Origin of the sequence: Bradyrhizobium sp. WSM2793, from assembly GCF_000379585.1 — a bacterium.
Lineage (GTDB): Bacteria > Pseudomonadota > Alphaproteobacteria > Rhizobiales > Xanthobacteraceae > Bradyrhizobium.
The window spans coordinates 139,195-159,542 of sequence record NZ_KB902824.1 but is presented as its reverse complement, the minus strand read 5'-3'; the positions used below and the strand labels follow the sequence as shown (position 1 = coordinate 159,542).

The following is a 20,348-nucleotide window of genomic DNA, read 5'->3' as shown; positions in this document are numbered from 1 at the left end:
TTACCAGCCGTCTTGCCGCGACCTCGCGCAATTCATCATTCGGAACTACCCGATCTCCCGGCCCCCTAGTCGTCAGCCTGGGCGAGCCTGCTAAGGCAATACAGTGCGGGAGTGCGTGCAGGAGGCACCGACAACAATGTCGGCGACAGCGCGCCGAGCATCTTCCTTGCCTTCAAAAGCGGCCGATGATGCTCGTAAGAGGCGCGCGCACGATCACTGATCCGCCGCCGGCTTCTTCAACCACCACCTGCGGATCAACAGCCACTGCATGGCGCAAATCGTCACTCCCATGGCAGCAACCACTCCGTAGACGATGAAGAGCGAAACGAAATTGAACGGATGGCTCTCATGAGCTGCCATCTGCTGACGTGATCCATGCAGTGGAAATAAGTGAGCAGTGCGCCTGTCGTGCACCAACGCCACAGCTCGGAAAGTCCGAGCCACGCCATCAATGCGCAGCGACACCGTCGACGAACGTTCAGCACTCAGCACGATGAGTTTCGCAAGCGCTCTACCATTCTGCGCGTTCGAAGGCACAACTCGGTTCCCCGCAATCTGCGCCGTTATGATACCGGAACGCCAAGTCCGCCAACGCGTTATCGCCTGTATGGAAGGAGAAGATCATGAGCGTTGAAGGCAAGATCAAGGAAGGCGCCGGTTACATCAAGGAAGAGATGAACGAGCACGGCAAGGATCCCGAGAGCCAGCGCAAGGCTCAAGAGGGGCGCGATCTTCGCAATGAGGGCCGCATGGAAGACGGCAAGCCCCCGAAGACCACCAAGCCCGGCACGGGCCACTGATCCGATTCAATTCGAAACCGCCTCCGACTGATGTCGGGGGCGGTTTTGCGTTTCCAACGAGTAGAACGCGAGGAACGCGTAGCCTCATCCCGCCGTTGCTCCAGCCCCACTGGAGGAAAAATTCATGTCCAAGACATCGCTCGCCGAGATCGCGAAGGAAATGGCCGACATCGACATCGCCATTCTTTCGACCCACACCGAGAACGGCGAAATCGCCAACCGCCCCATGAGCAACAACGGCGATGTCGCCTACGACGGCACGTCTTACTACTTTGCCCATGACCGGACCCGCACCGTCTCGGACATCAGGCGAAATCCGAAAGTCGCGCTCGGCTTTTCGTCGGAAGCGGGCCTGTTCTCGAAGGGGATCTATGTCGCCGTCGAGGGGACGGCCGAACTGATCCGGGACAAGGCGGCATTCCAACAGCATTGGACGAGCGATCTCGACAAATGGTTCGACCGCGGCATTGATACGCCGGGCATCGTGCTGATCAAGGTCAAAGCCAACCGCATCACTTACTGGAAGGGCCGCGAAGAGGATGAGGTTGCACTCTGATTGGCTCGGTACAGCGATTCGCTGATTGGTTCTTCCGGAGCCGCGAAACAGGTGCCATCCCTATCGCGCAGTGGCCGAATCTTCTTCTTTGGATCGTCCTCGTTGCCGGCGTTCTGCTTTGGATCTGGCCTGCCGCAGGCAAAGTCAGCGTCGGCTTGTCGATCGTCATGAAGGGCGGACTCGTCGTCTGGGGCGCCGACGAGGTCTTCCGCGGCGTGAATCCCTGGCGGCGCTGTCTCGGCGCTGCCGTCGTCGTCTACGAGTTCATGACGCTTCTGCCGTGAACCCAACTACTTCAGTCCATCACCTGATCGGCACCGATCAGAAAACTTTCGGAGATCACGAGGTCAAGAGCCTTGGCGGGCCGGCCCGGGCAGCGGCACCGCGATCGGCGCGCGATATCGTAGGTCAGCGCTTGCCAAGCCGATACGTGGCCCGCCTTGATAGGCGGCGTCGCACGTTCACCGGCGTCGCTGGCACGTTAGCATCCTGGCAATGTTTTGCCCGACGGGTCAACTTGATCGCAGCCGCGATTACCGTCGCAAGGCGGTTCGAAAATCCCTTATCAATCAAGGCGACTTCTACTGTGCATGGGGTTGTTTTTCGACCTTTTGTCTTGGGCCCCGAGGAAAGTGTGCAAGCACCGCTCACTCCGCCTGCAGAATCTCCGCAATCGCCGCTCCTGCCGCGATCGTGCCGAGCTTGCCGCCGATGTCCCGCGTCGCCCTGCCCTCGCCAATCGCCTTCGCCACCGCCGCCTCGATCGCGTGCCCGGCCTCTTCATAGCGGACCGCACCAGTCTTCTCGCCGTGCCAGCCCAGCAGCAGCGCGGTCGACAGGATCAGCGAGACGGGATTGGCGACGTCCTGTCCAGCAATGTCGGGCGCCGAGCCGTGCGCGGCCTGCGCCATCGCGTAGCGCTCGCCGACATTGAGCGAGCCGCCGAGGCCGAGGCTCCCCGAAAGTTCGGCGGTAAGATCGGACAGGATGTCGCCGAACATGTTGGTGGACACGATGACGTCGAAACGATCGGGACTGCGCACCACATGCGCCATCATGGCATCGACAAGGATGTCGTCGACGCTCAGTCCTGGATAAGCCTTCGCCGCCGCGCGGCAGATCTCGAGAAACATGCCGTCGCCGATCTTGAGCACATTGGCCTTGTGCACGATGGTGAGGTGCCTGCGCCGCTTGATCGCGAGGCGGCATGCGGCATGCGCGATGCGCTCACAGCAGAGGCGTGTGATCCTTCGCAGCGAGATCACCACGTCGGGCGTGACCAGCATCTCGCCATTGCCCTGCTCCAGGTTGCGGTCGGCGTAGAACCCCTCGGTGTTCTCGCGGACCACGACGAGGTCGAAATCACCGAGGCGCCCGGGCCGCCCCGCATAGGTGCGCGCGGGCCTGATATTGGCGTAGAGGTCGAGGTTCTTGCGGAAGTACCTCGACGGATTGATCTCGCCATGAGCCTCGTCCTTGAAGTCGAAGGTCGCGGTCGGCCCCAGGATCAGGCCGTCGGCGGCGCGGACGATGTCGAGCAGCTCGGGGCGCACGGTCGTGCCTGATAGCTTCAGGCTCGCATGCCCGACCGCGTGCTCCTCCAGACGCAAATTGAGCTGGAAGCGCTCTGAGGCCGCGCGCAGCACGCCCGATGTCGCGGTCGTGATCTCGGGTCCGATGCCGTCACCGGGCAGAACGACGATTTGCATGGCGATCCCCTGACTTTTGCAGCCGCGGCGCGATCATACGCCAGCGCGAGCCGTCATCGCCTCACCTTCGCGCATACACAGCATGCAAGCATATGCCTGTGGTAGGCGGCCCCGCCGTAGTACATGCGAAATGACCGATTTGAGCCGCGCCGCCGGAGCCACGCGCCAACGCAATGACGATCACGTTACCTGCCGCCGCGCGCGAGCCCGACCACACCATCTCTGACGGCCTCCCCGCCGCGCAGCGGCGCTGGGCGATCGCCGCGATCTTCACCGCGCTGGCGATGGCCTCGCTCGACACCGCGATCGCCAACATCGCCCTGCCCGCCATTGCTGCCGATCTGCATGTCTCGCCGGAGCAGTCGGTCTGGGTGGTCAACGTCTACCAGATCGCGCTGGTGGCAACGCTCTTGCCGCTGGGTGCGCTCGGCGAGATCGTCGGACACCAGCGCATCTATCTCGGCGGCCTCATCCTGTTCACCATCGCCTCGCTGCTCTGCGCGGTGGCGTGGTCGCTGGACAGTTTGCTGGTCGCGCGCATGCTGCAGGGGCTGGGTGCCAGCGGCATCATGAGCGTCAACACCGCGCTGGTGCGCTTCGTCTATCCCGGCCGGATGCTGGGCCGCGGTTTTGGCCACAACGCGCTTGTGGTCGCGACCGCCTTCACCTTCGGGCCAACGATCGCCTCCGCCATCCTGGCCCTCGGCCCGTGGCCGTGGCTGTTCGCCGTCAACATCCCGTTCGGCCTCGTCGCGATCGGCATCGGCGTTGCGATGCTGCCGAAGACGCCGCGCGCCGATCACGGGTTCGACTTTCTCGGCGCAATCCTGGCGTCGGCCTGCCTCGGCCTGTTCATCACAGGCATCGGCAGTGCCGCGCATAATCTGTCGCCGGTGGTCGTGATCATCGAGCTGGTCACTGCCCTCGCGCTCGGCTTTATCCTGACGCGCCGCCACGCCGACCATCCGGCGCCGATGCTGCCGATCGACCTGTTCAGCCGGCCGATGTTCGCGTTGTCGGCCGCGACCGCAGTGTGCTCCTTCGCCGTGCAGGGCCTCGCCTTCGTCTCGCTACCGTTCTATTTCGAGGACGTGCTCGGCCGCTCGCAGGTCGAGACCGGCTTCTTCATGACACCGTGGCCGCTGGTGGTCGGCATCATGGCGCCGATCGCGGGACGCCTGTCCGATCGGCACGCGGTCGGCCTGCTCGGCGGCATCGGCCTGGTGCTGCTCGGCCTCGGCATGGCGCTGCTTGCGACGCTTCCGGCCAACCCCGCCATTGCCGACATCATCTGGCGGATGGTGATCTGCGGCATGGGCTTCGGCTTCTTCCAGGCGCCGAACATGAAGGCGGTGATGTCAAGCGCGCCGCCGCACCGCAGCGGCAGCGCCTCGGGCATCGTCGCGACCGCGCGCCTGACGGGACAGACGACGGGGGCGGCCCTCGCGGCGCTCTGCTTCGCGCTGGCCGGTCACGACGGCGCAACCGTCGCGCTGGCGCTCGGCGCCGGCTTTGCCGCACTCGGCAGCGTGATGAGCTTCCTGCGGCTGGCGGTGAAGTAGACCGGACGCGTTGGCGCGCCTCAATCGGCCGGCCTGCCTTCACGGAGCCTTCTGCACGATGGGACGGCTCACGATTGCCGCGGCATCGAGCGGCTCGCATTTGATCGTCCGTGTCAGCTTTGGCGGGCCTTTCCAGCCCGCGGTCTCGCTCAGGGGCGCAAACGTGCCTCCTTGCGGCGTCAGGATGATCGGCTCCGACTTCAGGCAGAGATCGGGAAATGCGAGGCCATGGCCGTCGCCTTGGCTGAACCGCCCAACCAGCGTCTGGGAGGCCTGCATCCGCGTCGCTGGCGAGGCTCGCATCGCGCGGTCGGGGTCGAAGGCGCGATAGCACGCCCAATCGGTGTGGTTCGCTTCGAACTCATAGACGACCCGGCAAGCAGCTCCGGCCGATTTCACGAACGGCGCATCCGACGGCGCGGCGGCATCGCGTTCGAAAACCAGGGTCTGCAGCGTCAACACTTCGGTCGTCGCGCGGGACACGTCGGGCTTGCCCCGTTCGATCGCTATTTCCCCACGGGAGAACACCAGCTTGGTCCTCGGTCGCGCCTCCCTGGTCTCCAGCACCAGCATGGGTCTCTCCGCCCACGAGCGATCCAGGTCCACGTCCCCGTCGCCCATCGTCAGCCGCGCATTGCCAACGGAAGGGTCGTCCTTGGCGAAATCGATCGTGCGAAGGTGCACACTCGACTTCGACGCCTCGAGGCTCAGGAATCGCAAATCATCCGCCTTGCGCGTGATCGGCATCATCGGATCGAAGCGATCGTCGATGTTGAACCGGACGATCTTCTTCAGCTTGGCCGAGAGAGGCCCTTTGGCGGCGAGCGGCGGCGCAACGTCAATCACAAGCAAGGCACCGTCGGGCGAGAAGCTGTTGCCGAAGGCGCGCTGCCAGGCGGCGGTCAACAGCGAATCCGTCCGCTGATCGATGTCCCGCGCGAAATAGATCTGCTGTCCGGCGCGAACCAGCGGAAAGTTCTGGAATGCACCGAGCGCCGCGCCCTTGCGAACCTCCGTTTCGGGGAAGGTGACGCATTTGGACCGGTCGTCGCCTCCGGACTCCTCGACCTTCCTGGATGCAGAGCGGGAGCAGAAGCTCAGATGCTGCTCCTTTGTCTTCTGTGTGCTGATCGACGTCGCGTAGACGAGATCCGGACTTCCGGGCACTTCCATCGGAAGCGGAGAGGTCGCGAACATGTCGACCTCAACCCTGCTGAGCGACGGGCCCGCATCGACGGAGCAGAGATCCCGGACCGGCAGGGTATTGGTGAGGAGGTGCGCCGGATCGGCGCCGACGATACAGGACATGCTGTCCTGCGGGTTGTTCCGGCTCATCCAGATCAGATGGTCCTTGCCCGCTCCGTCGACCAGGAGATGCGGCGCCGCGTGTCGACGGCGCGGCGGCAACCAGACCGGCATGGTTTCGGACAGCATGGGCTCGCGCTTGAGCAGCGCTTCCGGCAACCGCGTCACGCCGACCGAGCGCAACTCGGCGCTGACGGCGTTGGGATCGGTCGTCCACTCGAGAACGGGAACACTCGCGCAGGTAATGCAGGTCACCGCAAGATTGGAGCGGACGTTCTCGAACATGAGAATGACCTGATCGGGGTCGCTGCCGTATTTGGCCGGCGCGGCCGCCTTGAACGGATGATCCACCACACGGCTGACCAGAAATCCGTTCGACCGCGACGGGTCCGAATCGAACTCGAAATAGGTCGATCGGTCCCAGCCGCGATAGGCGTCGTATCCGCCGATGCTCACGCCGGCCAGAACCATCTTGGAGTCGGTCTGACAGCGCGCCGCGCTGCTCTCCTGGCTGCCGTTTCGTATGTAGAGACACAGTCGAAAAGCCGCGTTCTGCAGAATGCGGTCGCAATCGTTCTGGTTATAGCCATAGGTCGCCAGGCCATGGCGATAGCACAGGTCGTGAAAGACGCACGCCTGCCTGAAGCGCTGCAGGACGAGATGGCGCTTCTGGTTGGAATCCCTGCCGCCGTCGAAAAATATGTTGGCCCAGGGCGGCAGGCTGCAGTTCAGGCCCTCGCCGCTGCCACCGATGGTACTGACGACGTCCGGCCCCGATTGAAAGGCCGTGACGGTGGCGGGCATCTCGCCATCGGTGATGTCGTCGACGTTCTTGTAGATGGAATCGGCGATGAAGGAAGGCAGATATGCGAAGACCAGCACCGCCACGACAATCAGCGCAACCGACCAGCGGATCACCTTCCTGAACATGGCCCAACCCCGCTAGAGCTTTTCCGGCAATGACGTCGGTCGCAATCGCAGACGAGCACTGAGCCTCGCGGGCCAACTCAAAATGCCCGCGCGGAACGTCCAGACGCCGAAATCGCGGCGGGCCCGGGTCGTCCTGACGACGATCGGCTTGAGGTTGTCCTGCTGTCAAGCCGGGATCTCACACATGACAGCCAGTTTGATTGCCGACGGCACGCCGGGCAGCGCATCAAAGGGTCGTGGGCGGTTCCATCGCTCTCCGGATGTCAGGCCAGATGTCGAGCCTCGGTCGCGCCCACAGCCACGGCCGGACTCGGGATTTGCTCGTCCAGCGCCGCCAGGCGCGCGTCAATGGCGGCGATGACCTTGCGCGAGAACGGTCCGAGATGGGCATAGGCTGCGATCATCTGCACGGCAATGCGCGCGGATGTCGTGTCGCGCTTGGCGCAGTTCATGAAAGTTTGCCACAACGGTCCACGCGCCTCGGGAAGGGCGGTGACCACCTTGTGCACCGTCTCCATCGCACCGAGCTTGGCGCGGATATCGCCTTCGGCGAGCTCGTGGCGCTGCCGGGACCGGTCGAGCAGCGTCATGAGGCGGTCGACGCGTCCTGAATAGGCAGCCGGGCTGTAGACGTGCTCCAGCACCCGCTTGTAGTCCGTCAGGATGTCGCGGAGCGGGCGCACCGGATCGAAATTGATTCCAGCCGTGCACTGATCGGCGCCGATGGTCGGCGCCACATCGTGGCCCGCGTGGAGCCGGCCTTCGCGCTCCAGGCGGCGCGTCAGCTGCGTGTTCGGCAAGGCATAGAGCAGCCCGACCATGCTGACGGGAATCGCCGCTTCCTCGATGAAATCGATCATGGCGTCCGCCATGGAGACCTTCTCATTGTCGAAACCGACGATGAAGCCAGCGGTGACGAGCATGCCGGCGGCGTAGATCTTGTGGATGCTCTCGGCGATGTTGCGCCGCGTATTCTGCTTCTTCCGCATCGCGACCAGCGTTGCCGGATCCGGACTCTCGATACCGACGAAGATGGCGAAGAAATTCGCCGCCCCCATCAACTCCAACAGCTCGGGATCATCGGCCAGGTTGACCGAGGCTTCGGTCGACAATTCGAACGGATAGCCGTGGGTCCGCTGCCATTCGGCGAGCTTAGGCAGGAATTGCCGCAGCGACTTCTTGTTGCCGATGAAATTATCGTCGACGAAGTCGAGATGGCCGCGGTAGCCCATCTGATAGAGCCTATCGAGCTCGACGAACATCTGCTCGATCGTCTTAGTCCGCGGCACGCGGCCGTAGAGCTCGATGATGTCGCAGAACTCGCAGGTGAACGGACAACCGCGCGAATACTGCACACCGAGATAGAGATAGTCCTCGAACTTGAGCAAGTCGAAACGCGGCACCGGCGTCTTGGTCACGTCCGCCTGGAATTTCGGTGCGGTGAAGGTGCCGCTCCGCGCGCCACCCTCCCAGGCCGCAATGAATTCGTCGATGACGCTCTCGGCCTCACCGAGCACCCGGAAGTCGGCCCGCTCATAGATGTGCGGGCTTGAAGTCGGGTCGGGGCCGCCCACGACCACCGGCTTGCCGGCCGCGCGGCAGAGCTCGATCAGGCGCAGCGTGTCGGCCTGCTGCGGCATCATCCCGCCGGTGAAGACGACATCGGCCCAGGCGAGATCCTCGTCGTTGAAGGGCGCCGTGTTGCAATCGATCAGCCGGACGGTCCAGCTTTCGGGCAGCATCGCGGCAACGGTGATCAGGCCCAAAGGAGCGGCCGGGCGCTTTACGCCCAATACCTTGCAGGATTCGCCAAAGGTCCAGAAGGACTCTGCCGAGAACAGCGGGTACAGCATCAGTACGTTGGGACTCGGCACGTTCATGGAACTCCTTCTGGCGTCGGCGCAGTGTACCAAAGCGCCCGCGTCTTGCACCCCGGCAAAAGGGACAAACTGTCGCCGTGGCCTCGACCGGGCCTGGAACCGGCGTTCACAGCTGGCGTCGCCTCAGACCCATGGATTGACGCCCGCGGAAGGACGACCGAATCAACCATGATGGAGGGCGAGACAAAACACCACCCTCCCCACAATCTTCCCTCAGCGGCGTAATTTTTCGCATTTCACCCCTCGGACTGTTGATTTGAACAGTTCCAGTTTGCCGGACACATTGCGCCCCTGAGTTCAATCGGTGGATTGGGCCAATCAGGGGACTGCGATGGCAAACCTAACAATCAACGGAAAAACCTTCACTCTCGACGTCGAGCCGGATACGCCGCTGCTCTGGGCGATTCGCGAGAATGCCGGCCTGACCGGCACCAAATACGGTTGCGGCATTGCACAATGCGGCGCCTGCACGGTTCACATCGAAGGCGTCGCCACCCGCTCCTGCGGCGTCTCGGTCAGCGAAGCCGAGGGCAAGAAGATCACCACCATCGAGGGGCTCGCCTCCGGCGATGCGCTGCACAAGGTGCAGGAGGCCTGGATCGCCCAGGACGTGCCGCAATGCGGCTATTGCCAGAGCGGCATGATCATGGCGGTGGCGGCGCTGCTGAGCGAGAAGCCGAAGCCGACCGACGCCGATATCGACGAGGCCATCACCAACATCTGCCGCTGCGGCACCTTCCAGCAGGTGCGCGAAGCGATCCACACGATCGCAAGCGCGTAAGGAAATCCCCACATGAATAAGCATGTCTCGCCGCGGCTCAACCGCCGCGCCTTCGTCATCGGCACGGCCGCGGTCGGTGCCGGCCTCGCCATCGGCCTCGACCTCCCCTTCGGCGGGCCCGCCGTGGTCCGTGCCGCCGACGGCTCGCCGGAGATCGGCGCCTGGGTCGTGGTCAGGCCCGACGACACCGTCGTGATCCGCATCGCCCGCTCCGAGATGGGCCAGGGCTCACTCACCGGTCTCGCCCAGCTCGTCGCCGAGGAACTCGAATGCGACTGGACCAAGGTCACGACCGAATATCCGACACCCGGCCAGAGCGTCGCCCGCAAGCGCGTCTGGGGCGATTTTTCGACCGGCGGCAGCCGCGGCATCCGCTCCTCGCAGGACTATGTCCGCAAGGGCGGCGCCACCGCGCGCGTGATGCTGAGCCAGGCCGCCGCCGATGCATGGAAGGTGCCGGCCTCCGAATGCGCGGCCGCGAACAGCGTCATCACCCATACGCCGTCGGGCCGGACCACGACCTACGGCAAGGTCGCCGAGGCCGCCGCCAAGCTGTCGCCGCCGGCCGAGGTAAAGCTGAAGGATCCGAAGGACTGGAAGCTGATCGGCAAGGGCGTGAAGCGGCTCGACACCGTCGACAAGACCAACGGCGCCATGATCTACGGCGCCGACATCAAGCTGCCGGGCATGCTGAATGCCGCGATCAAGGATTGCCCGGTGTTCGGCGGCAAGCTGAAGAGCTTTGACGAAGCCAAGATCGCCAGCATGAAAGGCGTCAAGAAAGTCGTCAAGGTCGGCGATACCGCGGTCGCGGTCGTTGCCGACACCTGGTGGCACGCCAAGACCGCGCTGGAGGCGTTGCCGATCGTCTGGGACGAAGGTGACAACGCAAAAGTCTCCAGCGAGTCGATTGCGAAGTGGCTGGCCGAGGGCCTTGATAACAACCAGCCGGCCTATGTCGGCAACAAGAACGGCGACGCGAAGGCGGCGATTGCCGGCGCCGCCAAGAAGGTCGAGGCCGTCTACTCCTATCCCTACCAGAACCACGCCACGATGGAGCCGATGAACGCCACCGCGCTCTACACCGCGGACAAATGCGAGGTCTGGTGCGGCACGCAGAATGGCGAGGCGGCGTTCGCGGCGGTGCTCGAAGCTTCCGGCCTGCCGGCCGACAAGTGCGACGTGCACAAGGTGATGTTAGGGGGCGGTTTCGGCCGACGCGGCCAGACCGACTACGTCCGCCAGGCCGTGATGATCGCCAAAGAGATGCCGGGCACCCCGGTCAAGCTGTTGTGGTCGCGCGAAGAGGACATGGCGCACGGCCGGTACCACCCGATCACCCAGTGCAAGATGACCGGCGCGTTCGATGCCAACAACAATCTGGTCGCGCTGCACTACCGCCTGTCCGGGCAATCAATCCTGTTCTCGCTGCGCCCCGAAGCGCTGCAGAACGGCATGGATCCGGCCGCCTTCCAGGGCGTCGCCCAATCCGGCGAAGCCGCGTTCGGCTATTCGGTGCCGAACCTGCTGGTCGAGCACGCGATGCGCAACCCGCACGTTCCGCCCGGCTTCTGGCGCGGCGTCAACGTCAATCACAACGCGATCTACATGGAATGCTTCATGGACGAGCTGGCCCAGGCCGCAGGCCAGGACCCGCTCGAATTCCGTCGCAAGCTGATGGGCAACCATCCCAAGCATCTGGCGGTGCTCAATGCCGTTGCCGAGAAGATCGGCTGGACCACACCGGCGCCGCAGGGCGTCTATCGCGGCATTGCCCAGGTCATGGGCTATGGCAGCTATGTCGCCGGCGCCGCCGAAATCTCGGTGACCGACGGCAGCAAGATCAAGGTGCATCGCATCGTCGCCTCCACCGATCCCGGCTACGTCGTCAATCCGGCGCAGGTGGAGCGGCAGATCGCGGGGTCCTTCGTCTATGGCCTCTCCGCGCTGTTCTACGGCGGCTGCACCGTCAAGGACGGCAAGATCGAGCAAACCAACTTCGACACCTACAACTCGATGCGCATCAACGAGATGCCGAAGGTTGAATCGGTGATGGTGCCAAGCGGCGGGTTCTGGGGCGGCGTCGGCGAGCCGACCATCGGCGTCGCAGCGCCGGCGGTGCTCAATGCGTACTTCGCCGCGACCGGCAAGCGCATCCGCTCCGTGCCGCTGCGGGACCAGAATATCACCTTCGCCTAAGCACAGCCGCGGCGGCCACGACGGCCGCCGCGGCATTTTGCGGACAAGATTCATGAATGCGCCGGTGACACGGCGGAATGCCGTTCTCGGCATCACCGCCGCGGCCACATCGTTTGCCGTCCCCTCGATCCTGCGCGCGCAATCCGCAGGCCGCATCGTCGTGGTCGGCGGCGGCTTTGGTGGAGCGGCCTGCGCGCGGGCGCTCAAGCGTGCGCAGGCGGGCTTGCAGGTGACGCTGATCGAGCCGAACAAGACCTTCACGTCGTGCCCCTTCAGCAACGAGGTGATCGCCGGCTTGCGCGAGATCGACGCGCAGCAGTTCGGCTATGACAGGCTCGCCGCCGAGGGCGTCACCGTCGCTGCTCAGGCCGCGACGGCCGTCGACGCGCAAAAGCGCAGCGTGACGGCCGCCGATGGCGCCACGTTTGCCTATGACCGCCTCGTGCTCTCGCCCGGCATCGACTTCCACTTTGAAGCCCTGCCCGGCTATGACGACGCCGCATCGGAGAAGATGCCGCACGCCTGGAAGGCCGGCGCGCAAACGCTGTTGCTGCGCAGGCAGTTGGAGGCAATGGCTGACGGCGGCACCGTCGCGATCGCAATCCCCGCTAATCCCTCGCGCTGCCCGCCCGCGCCATACGAGCGCGCCAGCCTGATCGCGCATTACCTGAAGACGAACAAGCCACGCTCGAGAGTTCTGATCCTCGACGCCAAGGACAATTTCTCCCAGCAGCGGCTGTTCGAGAGGGCGTGGAAGGAGCTCTATGGCGACATGATCGAGCGCATCGCGCTGTCACAAGGCGGCCGCGTGACCTCAGTCGATCCGGCGACCATGACCATTGTCACCGAGTTCGGCAACTACACGCCAGATGTCGCCAATGTCATTCCGCCGCAACGCGCGGGACGCATTGCCGAGATCGCAGGCGTGGCGGACCACACCGGCTGGTGTCCGATCGATCCCGTGACCTTCGAGTCGAAGCTCGTCAAGAACATCCACGTCATCGGCGACGCCTGCCTCGGCGACGGCATTCCCAAATCGGCCTCGGCCGCAAGCGGGCAGGGCAAGGCTTGCGCCGCTGCCATCGTCGCTTTGCTCGCGGACCGAGCACCCGAGACGCCACGGCTGACCGGCGTCTGCTACAACACCGTCGCGCCAGGCTATGGATTTTTGCTTGCAGGCAATTATCAGCCGAAAGGCGACATCTTTGCCGAGGTCGAGGGCGGCGCGACGAGCCCAGTCGATGCCCCGCGCGAATTGCGCGCCCGCGAGGCGACCGAAGCCGAGCGCTGGTTTCAAATCATCACGGCGGACGTCTTTGGTTAGAGCGATGATGGGACCAAGTTGCCGCCACGAGCTAGGTGCGCTCCCTCCCCCGCTTGCGGGGGAGGGTTGGGGAGAGGGTGTCTCCACTCGCGAGACTCCCCAAGAGGAAAAAGCCCTCACCCGCCGCTGCGCGGCGACCTCTCCCGCAAGCGGGAGAGGTAAGCGGAGTTCGCGGCGGCACCGTGCACCCAGTCCGATTTCTGCGGTTGCTGCGTTCATCGCGGCGAGCCTCGCCCTGTCCTCGCTTGCCAAGGCAGACGAACTCGCGCCCTACAAGATCGTAGGCGAAGGCATCCCGGCTTCTCTCACGGGCACGCCAGGCGATGCCGTGCGCGGCCGCGCGCTGGTGCTGGCGCGCACCACGACCTGCATCCTCTGCCATTCCGGCCCTTTCCCGGAAACGCGGTTCCAGGGAGATCTCGCGCCTGACCTCACAGGCGCCGGGAACCGATGGTCGGTGAGTCAGTTGCGGCTTCGGCTGGTCGATGCGGCGCGCTTCAACCCGGACACCATCATGCCGTCCTATTATCGCAACGGCGACCTCGTGCGAGTCGGACGCAATTTTGCCGGAAAGCCGATCTTGTCGGCGGCGGAGATCGAGGACATCGTGGCTTTTCTTGCAACGCTTCGCGACTAGGACTGTTCATGCCAACCACGCGACGACAATTTCTGAGCCTCGCCGGAGGCGTGACGGCCGCCGGGACGATCCCGATCGTCACCCTGCGTCCGCTTCACGCGACGCCCGCGATGCTCAACATCGCAATCCGCAATGTCGTCGGCGAAGCACCAATTCGCACCGGCAGGGTGAAGCTCGACATTCCGCCGCTGGTCGAGAACGGCAACACCGTGCCGATGACGGTGAGCGTTGCAAGCCCGATGACGGCGGACGACCACGTCAAGAGCATCCACGTCTTCAACGAGAAGAACCCGCAGCCGAACATCGGCAATTTCTATTTCGGCCCCTCCACCGGCCGCGCCCAAATCTCGACCCGCATCCGCCTCGCCGACACCCAGAAGGTGGTTGCGATCGCACACCTGTCCGACGACACGTTCTGGCAGGTCGCCGCCGACGTGGTCGTGACGCTGGCCGCCTGCACCGAGGAGATGAACTGATGGCCGCGCTTATCAACGTTCCCGCGAAGGCCAAGCGCGGCGACGTCATCGAGATCCGCACGCTGACCTCGCATATCATGGAAACAGGCTTCCGCCATACCACAGAAGGCAAGCTGGTGCCGCGCGACATCATCACGAGCTTCACCTGCCGCTACAACGGCGCCGAGATCTTCCGCGCCGATCTGTTTCCTGCGATCGCGGCCAATCCTTATCTGTCGTTCTTCACGGTCGCCAGGGAAAGCGGCAAGTTCGAGTTCGAGTGGATCGGCGACAACGGCTATTCCTCCACCGCGTCGGCATCGATCATTGTCGAATGAGCGTTTGGCGCGCGATAGCGGCGGCCGCATTGTTCGCCGCAGCGCCTGCCCTGCTCGCTGGTGAAGTCCCGCACGATGCGCGCCGGTCCGGCTACTCCTTCATGGGCCCGGACACGCGCGCCATGCAGGACGACGACACCTCCAATCCCGGCATGCTGTTCGTGCTCGATGGCGAACAGCTATGGGACAAGAAGACCGGCAGCGCCGAGAAAGCCTGCGCGGATTGCCATGGCGATGCACGCACCAGCATGAAGGGTGTTGCCGCACGCTACCCGGCCTTCGACAAGGCGCTCAGTCGCCCCGTCACGCTCGACCAGCGCATCAATCTCTGCCGCTCCAATCATCAGCAGGCGTCGCCACTGCCTTACGAGAGCCGCGACCTCCTGGCGCTGTCCACCTTCGTCGCCCATCAATCGCGCGGTGTCGCGATCACCGCCGGCGACGATCCGCAAGCAAAGCCCTTCGTGGAGCAAGGCCGCGACCTCTTCATGCAGCGCGAGGGCCAGCTCAACCTCGCCTGCACCAATTGCCACGACGACAATTTCGACAAGCGCCTTGCGGGCGCGCCGATCACGCAGGGACAGCCGACCGGCTATCCGCTCTACCGCCTCGAATGGCAAACGCTGGGATCGCTGGAGCGACGGCTGCGCAGCTGCATGAGCGGCGTCCGCGCCCAGGCCTATGATTACGGCTCGCCCGAGCTGGTCGCGCTCGAGCTTTATCTGACGTCGCGGGCGCGCGGCTTGCCGATGGAGACGCCGGCTGTCCGGCCCTGAGACTAGTGCTTTGAGGCTTCCGCTTGTGGCGAGGTGGCTTCGGCCGCAGCCGCGGGTGTCGCGACCGATAGTCCATGGAGCCTCCAGCTGCCGCCGACATCCTGAAACATCAGATCGAAATCGATCTGCAACGGCCTCGTCGGAATGGTGCCGCTGAGCCGCAGCATGCCGCGGCCATTGACGTTGGGTGCCGCCGACAATCGCGGGGCGAGAAGTGCGGCTCCAAACAGGTCGAACTTGCGGGCCCGCAGGTCGGAGAACGCAAGCGCGAGATCGGCGGCACTATTCCTGGCCTGGAATTCAGGTGCGGCAAGGTCGCGCAACACCGAATAATTGCCGGAGCGATTGGCGTCATTCAACGTCAGGAGCGAGGAGCGGATCAGATAGAGTGCCTGCTCGACGGTGACCTGCGGCCCGCCCTGTCGTGTCGGGGCCGCGGCGGGCTGAACCGCCCAACGATCCGCAAAGCCGGAAGGCGGTGATTGCGTCTCCGCACGCATGGGTGCGCAGGCTGCGATGAGGATCGTACCTACGATCAATCGTGGCGATACGACCATACACTCACCAGCCCATGCGCAAGCCGACGCGTCCGCCGGCGACCCGCTGGTCGGGTCCGTAACCTATTCCGCCGTTGAACTGCATGTTCTGATTGAGACGTAGTGCCGCGTTGAACGCGAGACCGTTGGCCCGCTCGAAGGTCCCGTAGTTCATGGTCACGGCAAAACTCTCATTCGGCAGCAGCGTCGGCACGCCGGCCATGGCAAAGGCCATGGCGACGCCGCTGGTCACCTTGCTGGTCCGGCTGCTGAGGTCGTCGAGGCGGCCGTTGATGCTGGCGAGCTGGCCGTTGATGGCGCTGAGATCGCTGGCCGAGGCGATGCCGAGATTGGCAAGCGTCGTGGTCGCGAGATTGCCGGCGCCATCGGAAGTGACAAGCTGGGTCGTGCCGCTCTGCGCAGCCTTGCTGGCCGAAGAGGTGATGCCGGCCATAGTGTAGGTGTTGCCGGCCGTGCCGAACGTCTGCTGGTTGGCGCGGGTCACTGTGGCGCCATTGCCGAAGGCGGCGGAATTGGCAAAGCCGGCGCTGGAATTGTTGCCGATAGCGAAGGCATTGGCCCCAGTGACCGAAACGGTGTTGCCGATTGCGATGCCGCCCGCGCCGGTCACGGTCCCCGCGTTCGCCATCACCAGCGCATTGGGCGCATTGACGGTGTTGCCGGAGCCGAACACGGAGGATCCGGCAGCGCTCGCCGTGCCGGCCACCGCGTTGTTGGAGCCGACCACATTGACGTTGTCGCCCCGGCCGGTCTGGTTGGTGCCGTTGACGGTGTTGTTGTCGCCGAGCACGAAGCTGCCATTGCCGTTCAGCGTATTGGGATCGCCGATGGCGTAGCTGCCATTGCCGCGCACGGTCTGGCCGGTGCCGAATGCACCGCTGTTGGTGCCGGTGACGCTGTTGCTCGCGCCGACCGCGGTGCTGTTGGCACCATTCACTCCGGTATTGTAGCCGACCGCCGTGCCGTTTGTGCCCGCTGCATAAACGTTGGCGCTGGCACCTATCGCCAAGGCGTTGTCGGCGAGCGCCCGACTGGCGTTGCCAACCGCCGTGCTGGCAATGCCGCCTGCTGCCGCTCCATAGCCTACGGCCGCACTAGCAAAGGCGCCAGCGGCCGCCTGGTAGCCGATCGCCGTGCCGGCAAAGCCTAACGCGGAACTCTGGTAGCCGAAAGCCGAAGCGTTGGCGCCGCTGGCCGAACTCGAGGCGCCGGCCGCCGTGCTCCAGAAGCCGCCCGCATAGCTGTGATAGCCCAGCGCCGTGCTCATGCCGCCTGCGGCGAGGCTTCCGGCACCAAAGGCCGAGGCCTCCGAACCGGCAGCGCTCGAAGCGCCGTATGCGGCGCCCTCGGTCGTCGCGCTTGCATTGGCTCCGCAAGCGACGCTTGAAAACGAGCTTGCGGTTGCACCGGCGGCACTGTTGCTGGCATCGACGCAGACGAACTGCGCCCGCGCGGATGAGGCATCCAGCCAGGCGAAGGCGAGCGCGATTGCAGCAGCCGCGAAATTCCCGAGCAAGGGCCGGCCGCACCCGCGGCGCGCAGCCCCCCTCGCGGCCGACGTCCTTCTCTCGACGATCCGACCCTCAGCCGGCTTCAACGCAACCGCCATCCCCTGCTCGCTCATCGCTCACCTTCACGTCATTGCTAATTGCGCGGGCCGGCAAACACTCACGTCTGGCCCGCGCGCGATAATATGAATATTCATGTCCGGAGACTGCGGTTCGACGGCGTGGAAACTTGCCTGATCGTCCCAATTTGCAGACCAACTGCCGGAGGGAGCGGCCTGGCATGACGAAAATTCCGTATCTGCGGTTCGATACAGCGGAGCTACCCGCCGCCGAGCGGCTCGATCGCTACCGCGCGATTCTCACCCATTACGAGGTGTCGGTCCCCGAAGGCACGTCCAGCGACGACTTCGAGGTTCTGGCCGAGGCCTGGCTGCTGGGCGGCCTGGTGGCCGCATCCACCAGGATGGGGCCCGTGCGCTTCACCCGAACCGCCGCGCTGGCAAAGGCCGATGGCCGCAACTCATTCGCGCTGCTGCTGCTCCGTCGCGGCGCCTGGAGCGGCGAGGTCGACGGCGAGCCGATCTCGGCCGGCCCCGGCCAGGTGCTAGTGCTCGACCTGACCCGGCGCTTCGACGGCATCGCCACGGCGACCGACACGGTCAGCCTCGACGTCGAGCGCGATGCGATCGTCAACGCCGCGCCCGATGGTCTCGACCTGCACGGGCTCGTCCTCGACGGCGCCGCCGGCCGCGTGCTCGCCGATCAGATGGGACTGCTGCGACGACGGCTTCCGGCGATGGACGGGAACGAGGCGCCCGAGGCGGTCCAGACGACGCTCGGGCTGCTGCGCGGATGTTTCGGCATGGCCGCGCGGCCGCGCGAGCAAGGGCTCGCCCGGCGCGACATCGCCATCCTTCATCGCGCCAGCCGTTTCATCGATCAGAATCTCGGTCACCCAGATCTCTCGGTGGCAACCATCTGCCGCGAGATCGGCGTGTCGCGCTCGGTGCTCTATCGGGTCTTCACGCCGCTCGCGGGCGTCGCCGATTACATCCGCGGACGGCGGCTCGAGGCGATCCATGTGCTGCTGGATGACGCCGACGAAGACCGCTGGAATGCGGAGATCGCAGCTGAATTCGGCTTCGTGAGCCAGGCCCATTTCAGCCGCAGCTTCCGGCAACGCTTCGGCTACTCGCCGCGCGCAGCGCGCGACTCCCGCGATCTCGCAGCTGCCGTCGACGCTGGCCCGGAGCTATTCCGCGAGTGGATCAACCAGCTCGGTTGACTTGCCTTGTCGTGCGGCTTGAAAGGAAACGGCTGGGCAGCATATCGCCGCCCGGCCGCAATCTCCGCTTCGCTTCTCCTATTCCGCCGGCGCGGCCGACATCTCCGGATGGGCGGCATAGTGTCCGCCGGCGCCAAGCTTGCTGGCCGCGAACAGGCCGGCGGCCATCGCGGCGTAGGCCAGCGCAACGGCGGGCGTGACACCGAATCCGCCGCCGATGCCGACGGCCTCGCCATGCATGAAGCCGAAATAGGTCAGGACCGCACCGACCAGCGCGAAGCCTGATGCCTTCTCGAAGTCGCGCTCGATGATGAAGACGCCGATCGCGCCCAGGATGAGGCCGCCGAGGATGGAGCCGCCGCCCATCACCTCCAGTCCGTGGTAGAACACGCCCTGCTGCGGCAGCGCGGCGATCGCGGCAGCCTTCACCGCGTCGGCCTTGTCGGCCGCCATGCCGCCGACGGTTGCCGCCGCATTCATGGTCGAGCCCAGCATCGTGTCGATCTGCAGCTTGGCCCAGGCGGCCAGATGCGGGGTCAGCGCCAGCACGATCGCGGGCGCGTGCTTGACCGGCGTGGTCTGGAACGCCTGGGCGCCGATCAGCATGCCGATGTAGAGTAGGATCGGCGAGATCGCGACCACGGGCACGAGGGCCAGCAGCACCGAGATGATGCCGAACCAGGCCAGCACGATCACCATGATGCCGGTTGCGGCGGAGTAACCGATACGGCCGCCCATTGCCTTCCAGCCGGGATGGCCGATATAGACGGCGTTGATGAAGGGATTGCCCATCAGGCAGCCGATCAGGCTGACGACGCCGTCCGCCGTGAGCACCCGCGTGGTTGGATATTCGTCGCCGGCGGCTTCCGCGCTCTCGACATTGTCCATGGCTTCGACGAGGTCATAGATGCCGAACGGAATGGCGGTGACCAGGATGATGCCGAGGAATTCGAAGCCGGAGAACACGTAGCCCACGGCGGGAATCGGCACCGAGAAGCCGAAAGTGGCGAAGGCATCGCCGACACCCTTGACGCTAAGTCCACCGAGGCCAAGACCGAACAGGTTCGAACCCCAGGCGATGATCATGCCGACTGCGATCGCGACGAGGCCTGCGGGAATGCCGCGCGGATATTTCACGCCACCGAACCAGCTCACCAGGATGATGGCGAAGCAGACGAGACCAATCTGCGGCGTCATATACATCTCAAGCGCCGGCCGCATCGAGATGAAGGTGACAGAGACGCCGGCGAGCGTACCGAGCAGCGCCGCGCGCGGCGTGATCTTGCGGATGAATGGCGCTATGAAGCCGCCGATCATGAGAATGAAGCTCTGGAAGAACACCCAGACGAGGCCGGCCGACCAGCCCTTGAGCGGGTCACCGGTCTTCAGCGTGATCGGCAGCATGATCACGAAGGTGACGATGAACATGTGCGGCACGCTGACGCCCGAGGGCAGCGCGCAGACGTCGTTGCGGCCGGTCTTCTGCGCCAAACGGTAGGCGAGGTAGGCGTAGTAGAAGGTCGAGAGGCACATCATCAGCCCTAGCGCGGGCAGGATGCGGCCGAACACCAGGCTGTCCGGCATCTTCAAGACGAAGCGCAGGAGTCCCGTGAGCACCAGCATGTTGACGAGGATGTTGGTGCCGAAGCCGAAAAACGCGTTCCAGTCGCCCGATGTCCATAGCGCCGGCTTGAACTCGGACTTGTTCAAGTCAGATTTGCCGGCCGTCCCCGTCAATGTGCTCAT

At 64.7% G+C, this 20,348-nt stretch carries 19 protein-coding genes; 12 read left to right on the top strand and 7 right to left on the bottom strand.

The window, feature by feature from the left end; genetic code table 11:
- Positions 1-213: 213 nt before the first annotated feature.
- Positions 214-492: a hypothetical protein gene (locus A3AS_RS47990; protein WP_157644503.1), complete on the bottom strand. Its 279-nt coding sequence runs from the start codon at positions 490-492 to the stop codon at positions 214-216.
- A gap of 131 nt (positions 493-623) precedes the next feature.
- On the opposite strand from A3AS_RS47990, the gene A3AS_RS48700 reads away from it, so the two are divergent.
- From A3AS_RS48700 to A3AS_RS0138285, 3 genes are all read left to right on the top strand, one after another.
- Entirely contained in the window at positions 624-800 is a 177-nt protein-coding gene (locus A3AS_RS48700) for a hypothetical protein (protein WP_018322718.1), read from the top strand.
- Between the two features lie 124 nt (positions 801-924).
- A complete protein-coding gene (locus A3AS_RS0138290; protein WP_018322717.1) occupies positions 925-1,356 on the top strand; it encodes a pyridoxamine 5'-phosphate oxidase family protein in 432 nt (143 codons plus the stop codon).
- On the top strand, positions 1,356-1,640 hold the full coding sequence (locus A3AS_RS0138285; RefSeq protein ID WP_049815111.1) for a hypothetical protein: 285 nt from the start codon (positions 1,356-1,358) through the stop codon (positions 1,638-1,640). Before A3AS_RS0138290 ends, A3AS_RS0138285 begins: the two co-directional genes overlap by 1 nt.
- A gap of 363 nt (positions 1,641-2,003) precedes the next feature.
- On the opposite strand, the gene A3AS_RS0138280 is transcribed toward A3AS_RS0138285, so the two are convergent.
- Positions 2,004-3,065 carry an isocitrate/isopropylmalate dehydrogenase family protein gene (locus A3AS_RS0138280; RefSeq protein WP_026202800.1) on the bottom strand — a complete coding sequence of 354 codons (1,062 nt, stop codon included), beginning with the start codon at positions 3,063-3,065 and terminating at the stop codon, positions 2,004-2,006.
- A gap of 173 nt (positions 3,066-3,238) precedes the next feature.
- Between A3AS_RS0138280 and A3AS_RS0138275 the strand changes: the two genes are divergently transcribed.
- Positions 3,239-4,627 (top strand): MFS transporter, encoded by a 1,389-nt coding sequence (locus A3AS_RS0138275; protein WP_018322715.1) that lies wholly within the window; start codon positions 3,239-3,241, stop codon positions 4,625-4,627.
- Positions 4,628-4,666: 39 nt separating this feature from the next.
- On the opposite strand, the gene A3AS_RS0138270 is transcribed toward A3AS_RS0138275, so the two are convergent.
- Both A3AS_RS0138270 and A3AS_RS0138265 read right to left on the bottom strand, forming a co-directional pair.
- Entirely contained in the window at positions 4,667-6,862 is a 2,196-nt protein-coding gene (locus tag A3AS_RS0138270; RefSeq protein ID WP_018322714.1) for a hypothetical protein, read from the bottom strand.
- A 263-nt stretch (positions 6,863-7,125) separates the two neighbouring features.
- Positions 7,126-8,742, bottom strand: coding sequence for a B12-binding domain-containing radical SAM protein (locus tag A3AS_RS0138265; protein ID WP_018322713.1), 1,617 nt, complete (start codon positions 8,740-8,742; stop codon positions 7,126-7,128).
- Positions 8,743-9,073: 331 nt separating this feature from the next.
- On the opposite strand from A3AS_RS0138265, the gene A3AS_RS0138260 reads away from it, so the two are divergent.
- The 7 genes from A3AS_RS0138260 (at position 9,074) to soxA (ending at position 15,252) form a co-directional block, all read left to right on the top strand.
- Entirely contained in the window at positions 9,074-9,523 is a 450-nt protein-coding gene (locus tag A3AS_RS0138260; RefSeq protein WP_026202799.1) for a (2Fe-2S)-binding protein, read from the top strand.
- Between the two features lie 12 nt (positions 9,524-9,535).
- The gene (locus A3AS_RS0138255) at positions 9,536-11,722 is read left to right on the top strand and encodes a xanthine dehydrogenase family protein molybdopterin-binding subunit (protein ID WP_018322711.1); all 2,187 of its coding nucleotides are present in this window, start codon (positions 9,536-9,538) and stop codon (positions 11,720-11,722) included.
- A gap of 52 nt (positions 11,723-11,774) precedes the next feature.
- Positions 11,775-13,046, top strand: a complete 1,272-nt coding sequence (locus tag A3AS_RS0138250; protein ID WP_018322710.1) for an NAD(P)/FAD-dependent oxidoreductase — start codon at positions 11,775-11,777, stop codon at positions 13,044-13,046.
- A gap of 196 nt (positions 13,047-13,242) precedes the next feature.
- Positions 13,243-13,683, top strand: coding sequence for a sulfur oxidation c-type cytochrome SoxX (gene soxX / locus A3AS_RS0138245; protein WP_026202798.1), 441 nt, complete (start codon positions 13,243-13,245; stop codon positions 13,681-13,683).
- A gap of 8 nt (positions 13,684-13,691) precedes the next feature.
- Positions 13,692-14,159, top strand: a complete 468-nt coding sequence (locus A3AS_RS0138240; protein ID WP_018322708.1) for a SoxY-related AACIE arm protein — start codon at positions 13,692-13,694, stop codon at positions 14,157-14,159.
- A complete protein-coding gene (soxZ, locus tag A3AS_RS0138235; protein ID WP_018322707.1) occupies positions 14,159-14,476 on the top strand; it encodes a thiosulfate oxidation carrier complex protein SoxZ in 318 nt (105 codons plus the stop codon). The genes A3AS_RS0138240 and soxZ overlap by 1 nt, the downstream gene beginning before the upstream one ends.
- A complete protein-coding gene (gene soxA / locus A3AS_RS0138230) occupies positions 14,473-15,252 on the top strand; it encodes a sulfur oxidation c-type cytochrome SoxA (RefSeq protein WP_018322706.1) in 780 nt (259 codons plus the stop codon). Before soxZ ends, soxA begins: the two co-directional genes overlap by 4 nt.
- A 2-nt stretch (positions 15,253-15,254) precedes the next feature.
- Here the strand turns inward: soxA and A3AS_RS0138225 are convergent, their stop codons facing one another.
- Positions 15,255-15,809 carry a hypothetical protein gene (locus tag A3AS_RS0138225; RefSeq protein WP_245283390.1) on the bottom strand — a complete coding sequence of 185 codons (555 nt, stop codon included), beginning with the start codon at positions 15,807-15,809 and terminating at the stop codon, positions 15,255-15,257.
- Between the two features lie 4 nt (positions 15,810-15,813).
- A complete protein-coding gene (locus tag A3AS_RS0138220; RefSeq protein WP_018322704.1) occupies positions 15,814-17,433 on the bottom strand; it encodes a hypothetical protein in 1,620 nt (539 codons plus the stop codon).
- Positions 17,434-17,597: 164 nt separating this feature from the next.
- Between A3AS_RS0138220 and A3AS_RS0138215 the strand changes: the two genes are divergently transcribed.
- Positions 17,598-18,602, top strand: a complete 1,005-nt coding sequence (locus tag A3AS_RS0138215; protein ID WP_018322703.1) for a helix-turn-helix domain-containing protein — start codon at positions 17,598-17,600, stop codon at positions 18,600-18,602.
- Between the two features lie 78 nt (positions 18,603-18,680).
- Here A3AS_RS0138215 and A3AS_RS0138210 read toward each other — a convergent pair whose 3' ends face one another.
- Entirely contained in the window at positions 18,681-20,348 is a 1,668-nt protein-coding gene (locus tag A3AS_RS0138210; protein ID WP_018322702.1) for a xanthine/uracil/vitamin C permease, read from the bottom strand.